Annotated in this window: 8 protein-coding genes and 1 pseudogene; all 9 read right to left on the bottom strand. The window is 38.4% G+C overall.

Annotated features, from left to right (window positions below; all coding sequences use genetic code 11):
* Positions 1-13: 13 nt before the first annotated feature.
* A complete protein-coding gene (locus tag HMPREF2887_RS03030) occupies positions 14-238 on the bottom strand; it encodes a hypothetical protein (RefSeq protein WP_084740432.1) in 225 nt (74 codons plus the stop codon).
* Entirely contained in the window at positions 216-2,102 is a 1,887-nt protein-coding gene (locus HMPREF2887_RS03035; RefSeq protein ID WP_084740438.1) for a conjugal transfer protein, read from the bottom strand. The genes HMPREF2887_RS03030 and HMPREF2887_RS03035 overlap by 23 nt, the downstream gene beginning before the upstream one ends.
* Before the next feature lie 11 nt (positions 2,103-2,113).
* Complete coding sequence (locus HMPREF2887_RS03040) at positions 2,114-4,618, bottom strand: ATP-binding protein (protein ID WP_084740441.1); 2,505 nt, start codon at positions 4,616-4,618, stop codon at positions 2,114-2,116.
* 12 nt (positions 4,619-4,630) lie between these two features.
* Positions 4,631-5,041: a conjugal transfer protein gene (locus HMPREF2887_RS03045; RefSeq protein WP_084740445.1), complete on the bottom strand. Its 411-nt coding sequence runs from the start codon at positions 5,039-5,041 to the stop codon at positions 4,631-4,633.
* A 2-nt stretch (positions 5,042-5,043) separates the two neighbouring features.
* Positions 5,044-5,268 carry a TcpD family membrane protein gene (locus HMPREF2887_RS03050; RefSeq protein WP_001091060.1) on the bottom strand — a complete coding sequence of 75 codons (225 nt, stop codon included), beginning with the start codon at positions 5,266-5,268 and terminating at the stop codon, positions 5,044-5,046.
* Between the two features lie 11 nt (positions 5,269-5,279).
* The gene (locus HMPREF2887_RS03055) at positions 5,280-6,275 is read right to left on the bottom strand and encodes a conjugal transfer protein (RefSeq protein WP_084740448.1); all 996 of its coding nucleotides are present in this window, start codon (positions 6,273-6,275) and stop codon (positions 5,280-5,282) included.
* Between the two features lie 11 nt (positions 6,276-6,286).
* Positions 6,287-6,843, bottom strand: a pseudogene (locus HMPREF2887_RS10635) (conjugal transfer protein).
* 3 nt (positions 6,844-6,846) lie between these two features.
* Entirely contained in the window at positions 6,847-7,077 is a 231-nt protein-coding gene (locus HMPREF2887_RS03065) for a hypothetical protein (RefSeq protein ID WP_084740450.1), read from the bottom strand.
* A gap of 13 nt (positions 7,078-7,090) precedes the next feature.
* A partial coding sequence (locus HMPREF2887_RS03070) for a replication initiation factor domain-containing protein (protein ID WP_148131481.1) occupies positions 7,091-7,542 on the bottom strand: 452 nt, incomplete at its 5' end.

Here is a 7,542-nt window from a genome sequence, read left to right on the forward strand (position 1 = left end):
ACCCCTCCTGTTTTCAATTGCGAATATAGGCAGTAAAGAGTACTGTTCCAAAGCGCCATTTGGCATCTAAGACAATTGCATGGGCTTTTACTTGGGAGATAATCATTTCTCTTTCAGTATCCTTTACTGGAAATAAAAGAAGGAAATCGACTGAGCGTTTTCCTTCTTGATAGGCTTGATAGAGCGTATCTTCTAGAACTCTTGGGAATGCTGTTCTAGAACGAATTTTTGTGTTCATTTGCTTCTCCTCTTAATTGATTTAGTCTATCGGTTAGTCTGTTTCTGCGTTCAATATTAGCCTTGATTTTATCATCCCTTGTCATAGTTTTTCTGTATGCACGGGTAAAGGCATTTGAACCTTGCGCTTTAAACATGGATTGAGGATCTTTGTAATCTTCTAGTTTTGCCTCTATACGATTGATACGGTATTGCTTGATAGGAGAAATCCATTCTTCCTTGAGAGTTTCAAATTCTTCTTCTGGGTTGACTTTTTCATTGTTTGGTTGCAAAACTGGTTCAAAGTTAGATGAAGGTTTTGCTTCTTGTTGCTTCGTGCCATGCTGAATCCTAGGATATAATTTAGCCCCATCTTCTGGTACTTGCTCTGTTTCTATGGATGGTAAAAGTTCCTCCTCATCTGGTTGCTTGCTAGCAAAGAATGATCCAACTTGTTGGAATTGGCTCCTTGCATTCATGACCGCACCAGCCCCATATCCAGCGCTAGAAAGGACAAAATTTCCTAATCCTTGAGCAGATGAAAGTGCCCTAATTGGTACTTGTGAAGCTAATTCCTTTGTTTGGCTAACCGTTTGCGTGACCTTATTTCCGATATCATTTGCTACCATACGAGCTTTAGAACCAAGAATAAACTGAATAATTTCTGCCTTGTATTTCCAAAGGAGGAAAAAGATCATAGCTTTAGAAGCAACAGAAACCAAGAGTTTAAAGACGAGTCCAAAAAGCATGAGAGAAGGAAGATTCTTCAAAACACCATCAAAGCCAGACGTTACCAAGTTTTCAACTAATTGTTCAATGTAAAAGATGAATAGTGTTAAGAGGCTAGTAATCGCTGGAAAAGCTAAGCCCGAGAACATGACTTTAAGAACTCCAAAAATCAAATCCTGCATCCGAGGAATAAAGGAAACAAGAAGAGCAATTGGGAATAATAAAATCATCATAAGAACTAGAACTTGAGCGAGGATATTTAGAATTTGAATCAATATAACTGGGATAGCTAAAACAATGGCTTCTACAATTTTAAAGATGATATAAAACATACGAATGAAGATGAAGTCAGGCATCGCAGAAACCCAGCGGTTCTTTTCACCATCCTCATTAGCACCATTTCCGATTTTATCCAGATAGTCAGAGCGCTCTTTAGCTTTAACTGCTGTAAAGTTTCCGTTTGAATCAGAAGTACCTAATACTTTACTATTATCAAATTCCTCTTCTTTTCCATCCTGACTATTCTTGTATTTGCCGTTTTCTTGACCAGTGTTCACAAAGATATAGGCTTTATAAGAAGTTTCAGCAATATAGCTATCAGCCATTGAATCTCCAATTTTGATAGACTTATTTTTATCATAGTTGACTTCGATTTTGGAAATTTTTGAGGAGACATCTTTTGAAACATTGTGGATGGTATTAAGCAGATAAAGTCCACCTGAAGTTCCAGCGATTGTTCCAAAGTAGCCAAATCCTAAGAGAATCACTAAACAGACATGAAGCACAGTTCTTGAGAAACTCCCTTTGGAAAAAAAGTATTGGTAAAATAGATAAATCCCAAGAATAAGTAGGGACATTGAAATGAGGGAATCTTTTCCAACTCCGTTAGTGGTTGAAGACGTGAATCCCTCCCAGATAGAACTTGCACCGTTAAAGACATAGTTTTTGTAAGCGGAGTAGAGATCCACTTGTTCTAAAATACGAATAAGAAGAGAGAAGAAACCAACAATGGCATTGAGTAGGAAAAAGAAAAAATTGACGAAGATTTCATTAATCATTACCCATGCACCGTTAAAGGAACCGAACCCAGTTGGCTCCATATAGGACTTGAGCGAGAAAATATCAACGCCTTTTAATTTCTCAAAAGCTTCTTGCATGGTTTCACCTCCTAACTAGCATATTTATTTTCAAGACTCGAAGAAACTGTTGCTTTCATTGGTTTTAGTAGCATATCAATATCTTCAAAAAGATTGTGAACAGAAATCATGTTCAGGTTGCCATAGACATCATAGTAGAGGCATTGCCCTGAAATCATGTTATCAATCCATTCTAGGTTTTGTTCATTGACTTCTAGGTTGACGTGACGAAGAATATCCTCTCTTTCTGATTTTTCGTAAAAAGCGAATATGGTTCCAAAGCCCGTCGTGTCATCATCATTTTCAGCATCATGCACAGACTGAGTAATGAGTGCAAGAGTGTTGTTTTTTGAACGCCCAATACGTCTCATGTTTTTTATAACGGCTTTTCCTTCTGCGGATTTCATCAGAATCCATGCTTCATCAAAAAATTCGATGGTATCCTCATTTTCATTGCGCTCTCCAAAGTGGGTACAAAAGGCACCAAGCGCAAACATAAGAGCAATAGAATTTCTTTCGTGGTCTGAAATCTTTGTGGAATTATCCTTAGGGAGCTTAAGGTTGTTAACTTCTAGAATGGTGACTCGGGAATCATAGTTGAGTCCTTGAGTAGTTCCATCTGAAAAGGCAAGTTCCAAGATGGAATTATTTACAATGGAAGTTAGATAGCGTCCAACAGAAGCAATGTCGTCCTTCTCGTCCATTTTCAAGCGTTCTAAGACCTGTTTAAATCCAACAGCTTGACCTCGTTCTCTTTTCTCTGCAATGATATTTATAGCCTCTGTAATGGCTGTCTTTTGATCCATGGTAACATCATCTACGGCTTGCAGGAGAAATTCCAACATATTTTTTGCGACTTCGACTGCCTGTTCTTTCTCAAGAACGACGATAGGATCCAAAACGCCATGGTTAGAAGGTAGCGAACTATCAAGAGTGACAAAGTTAAATGCCTCAATCTGTTTCTTACGTTCAGGATAGAGTTTTGCAAATTCAGGCGAGTTAATCACTTGTTGGTAGTGATTTCTGAGTTCTCGTTTCGGGTCAATGTAGAGGGTTTTGACATTTTGCAGGGCAACGCTCAAGAAAATAATCTGAGCCAAAAAGGATTTTCCTTGTCCTGTAGCACCTGTGATGATGATGTGTGGATTCTTAGTGATTTTACCAGCGATATCTTCTTTGTTTCCGACAGTGGCATTATATAGAACAATGTTTTTGGAGGATTCGATAGCTTTTTCAATCGAATCCCAACGCCCTGTCCAGTTGTCTACTCGTCCAATATACCAGCCAATCCGATTTCCTGAAGAGCTATTGGTAAAGGGCATCAGTTCTGAGAAACCACGAGGAGTTACCATATGAGTCCAAGTTCTCGTTTTCTTTTGAAGATGCTGACCATAGAGGAGGGCTTGAAAAAGGTAGGGTGCATCTTGGCTAGCTTCACTAATTTCAACACCCATATCATCAAAGTAATTGAGAACTACTTGTCTACGTTGTCGTAGTTGTCCAATACTGGAAGCAGAGACAATAAGATAAGCTCCATATTCGATGATATTTTCCTTATTTCCTACCTTCTTCATCAAATCTTTTAGAGAAAGCGACCCCATGATGATTTCATCTTGTTGGACGGTATCCGTATTTTCTGCCTCTTCCATAATATTGCGATAACGGGTATTGGAACGTCCCATTTTTCCTTTGATTTTATTGTTATCAATAAATTCTGCCTTAATACGTAATTCGACAGGAAAGTTAAGCCGTTGGACAAATTCTCCTAGATGAAAGCCGTTAAACTGAATGGGGAATTTTCCAACAGGAAGAATGGTTACAAAGGATGATCCATAAGGACTTTCTAGTTTTAAAAAGCCCCCCTTGGTGACTTTAATTAGAGTATCCGTGATGTTAAATTGGGAACGATTGGCGAGGACTTCCTTTTTGTAGTGGGGAATATAGCGGAGATATTGCATCCGTTGGTAGTAGAACAATTCCTCATCCGATAAGGCTTTTGCTCGTAAGGGAGCAAGGACTTGGTAAATGGTAAACTCATCTGCACGGTAGTCCTCAAACCAGTTTTCGGCGAGTTCATATTCATAGCCAAAACCCTGAGCGATCTTTTCGGAAAAATCAGTTAGGCTTTCAAGGGCTAATTCTTTGATTGTTTGCCCATGATTTTGTTTTCTTAGGTTGACTCCAATCACCCAATCAAATTGATAGGGGATTTCCATTTCATTTGTTAAATGGTCAACGGTATAGAGGAGGAGTTCTTCACCAAGCTCTTTACTATCATCCGCTAGCGCTTCTGAAAAGTCCTTTAATTTTTCCTCTAACAGATAGTCCTTGGGAATGAGGGAAACCTCAAAATATTGGTTTTTTTGAAGTTTCTTCATCATTTGTGCAACCGTTAATTTGTGCTTATTTTTTCGTTCATCATCCGTGATAGTGATTGGGGTATTCGGAATACGGTAGTAAGCCATTACTGACCGATCCCGTTTCAAGACAAGATTGTCATGAGTTTCTAGGATGGGATAAGTTAGTGTTAGAGACATAGTTCCTCCTTTCTAAAGGTTTGTTTTTTCAAAGACGATTTCTTCAACCGGTTCAATACGATCTTCGTGGTAGATTGCTTTTTTGTTAAGCTTAAAATCCCAACAGTAGATAAGGTAATCTGCTAGAAAGAGATGCATTTTCTTTCCATGTGGTTCATATTCTGTATAAAACTTTGCTAGCTTATAAGGAATAAACCAGTAGAGAATTAACGAAATAGAGTGAGTGGCTTTGGCTAGAGGTACAAGAATAAAACCACCAAAGAGTAGCATGGTAACAAAGATGAAGATAAAGACTATAAAAAAGGACAGTTGCATGGGTGTAGCAAAGTACCAAATGCGAGTGCCCTTTTTAGTTTTTATCTCTTGAATCCAATAAGGGGCGTTAAGCCCCTTGGCGTAATCATACAGCTTTTCATCTTTCATAGTTAGAGTCCTGTTTCAATCCCAAAGAGACGAAGGAACCAACCAAATGCTTTTAGAATGTCTTGTCCTTTTGTGAGTGAGACAATGACAGCATAAAAACAAACTACTGAAAAAAGTTGGATCCAGGAGCTGTTGCGCCAAGCTTTAACTGCAAGTAGTACGGCAATTGCTCCTAGTACCCAAACAGCATCTCCTTGTAGGAAGGCTCGTAAATTTTCTGTGTTCATGTTGTTCTCCTTTATTTTTCTTGTTTTGCGTAGTTAAGAGGGATAGTGTGGGCTAACTCATCTACAAAGTAAGTCCCGTTATTTTGAGTAAGCGTGAGAGTGAAATTCTCTGAATGAGTTGAAGCCCCTATTTCAAAAGTAACTTGAACAATTGCGATAAGCTTTTCCCCATCTTCTTTTAGATAGGTGTAGTCAATACTTTTAAAGGTAGTATTTGCGACTACAGAAACATCTTTAGCAATCAAATTCAGGTTGTCTTGATTTGTAGTGTAGTTGGTGAAAAAAACAGTTAAAAACTTGTCTACTTTCTTGTGTTCATCCTCCGATAGACGATCAGTTGCTGATAAGGTCAATTGCTCATCTTTTGAAGATGGAGTTGCTTGTGAGGAGTCAAGACTTGAAAACCAAGGCAGACCTGCGATACGATATTTACCATTGACTTCCTCAAAAGGAATATTAAATCCTGTTGTGATTTCCTTTTTCTCGGTATTGTTGTCCTTTTTGATCCATTCCTTGTATTTGACACGGTAGGTTGCCACTTTATCTGTTACAGTGACGAGTTGCGAATAAATCACCTCGCTAGGGTTTCGGACTTGCCCTTGTGACTTGGTGTCAGGAAGGGTACCATAAAAGGAATTCAGATGATTAATTTGTTTGGTTTGCTTATTATTATCTTGTGAAAGGGTAAAGTAAGCATAAACAAAATCATTTAGATAGTATTGTAGGCGGTAGTCATATTGCCTAGTAGTTGAAGGGGTGTCTGATTTTTCCTTTTCATAGTTTTCAATACTTGTTTTTAGACTTGAAACTTGATTTGATAAAGTGATAGCTCGAATAGAGCCTATGAGCCCAATCAAGAGAAGGCTGCAAGTTCCGCCAACTACGGCAAGATTAACTTGTTTTTTGGTGAGGGTTTTAAGTTTTGGAGGTTTCTTTTTCTGTTCAACCTTTTTAAATTGTTCTAGAAATTGCCTCACCTTTAAGAGATAGGATTTTAAATTGTCCATAGTTCCTCCTGTTACACTTGGGCTAACTCAATAAGTTTGGTTCCTTTTGCATAGAATCGTTTATTAAGTTTTTCCATTTCTGAATTGATAAAGTAATAGCCTTTTAGCTCATATTGAAGTTGTTCCAGTAATTGGGGAGCTAAAGTCTTTGCTTCCTCTTTTTTCAGCAAGCCATTTAATTCACCTGCTTTTGTCCAAGATTCTTTATAATCTTTCTTTTTGAGACATTCGCCTAATTCATTAACAACTTGTTCTACTTGTCGGATGAAGTTTGTTTTGTTGCCATTTCGATTTCCTTTCTAAATTGTTCTTGATTTTGCTTGATGGTTTGTTGGATGTAAGCAATAAGTGAGGGACGCATCTTTTGATTGAGGGAAAGAACTTGTCCTTCTAGGGTGAAGCAAGCATGTTCGTAGCTATAGAGACCTTTAGAATTTGGTTCATTTTCGGAGCATCTTCCAGCACATTCATAGTAGAAATCCTCTCCTTTTCTTAGGAGAATGTAGAAGTGCCAAAATTCTTTGTCGGGCAGGAGAAAGAAATCTGCTTGATAGATTTTCTTGAGCATGACTTATGCCTCAATTAGATCCTGATAACCCAAAGCTTGGTAAATGAAATCAGAATCAAACCAGAGCCAATCATTAATCTGTGTTTCGGTTGGGATATCACCAGAGAAGATGTCCTCACAAATAGTAGTGAGGGTATCCAATCCTCCACGTTCACGGACAGTATTTAGGGTTGTTACAGCACCTGACCATGCTTTAAAGTTCTCTAGTGAGTTGATATGTACTTTATATTCCATTTGTGTTTCCTTTCTATGAGTGGTAGATTTGATTGGTTTTGAGAAGTTTTAACATTGCCTCCCCTCTTTCAGTAATTTCTCCACTGTTTTGAATCATCTTCATGTATTCAGTCTGCATGATTCGATCTGCTTCTGAAACTAGGGCAAGGGAGTTTGCTACTTGAAAGGTTAACCAGCGGATGGTTCGTTCAATAGAGTAGGGTTGGGGACTGGTTGAGAGTTTCAAGGGCTCTACCCCACCAAAAAGTCGTTGCCATTTTTGGTCAGGTTTATAGGCTCCAAATTGATTGATTCCATCATAGACTTGCATTTCATGATTGATAACCCCACGGGCGATTTCCCCAAGGTCAACACCGTTGATGTATTCCTCGATAGCTCCTTGTGCTTTCTGGTCTGAAAAGCGAAGTTCGTAGCGATTCCAAATACCAAAAATCTCCAAGGATTCTTCCAAGGAGATATTTTCTT

The sequence above is a fragment of the Streptococcus sp. HMSC071H03 genome (assembly GCF_001813035.1).
Classification (GTDB): Bacteria; Bacillota; Bacilli; order Lactobacillales; family Streptococcaceae; genus Streptococcus; species Streptococcus anginosus.

Bases quoted from the DNA above. Each gene is read 5' to 3' on its own strand.
- HMPREF2887_RS03030 (WP_084740432.1), bottom strand. From the start codon at position 238: ATGAACACAAAAATTCGTTCTAGAACAGCATTCCCAAGAGTTCTAGAA.
- HMPREF2887_RS03035 (WP_084740438.1), bottom strand. From the start codon at position 2,102: ATGCAAGAAGCTTTTGAGAAATTAAAAGGCGTTGATATTTTCTCGCTC.
- HMPREF2887_RS03040 (WP_084740441.1), bottom strand. From the start codon at position 4,618: ATGTCTCTAACACTAACTTATCCCATCCTAGAAACTCATGACAATCTT.
- HMPREF2887_RS03045 (WP_084740445.1), bottom strand. From the start codon at position 5,041: ATGAAAGATGAAAAGCTGTATGATTACGCCAAGGGGCTTAACGCCCCT.
- HMPREF2887_RS03050 (WP_001091060.1), bottom strand. From the start codon at position 5,268: ATGAACACAGAAAATTTACGAGCCTTCCTACAAGGAGATGCTGTTTGG.
- HMPREF2887_RS03055 (WP_084740448.1), bottom strand. From the start codon at position 6,275: ATGGACAATTTAAAATCCTATCTCTTAAAGGTGAGGCAATTTCTAGAA.
- HMPREF2887_RS03065 (WP_084740450.1), bottom strand. From the start codon at position 7,077: ATGGAATATAAAGTACATATCAACTCACTAGAGAACTTTAAAGCATGG.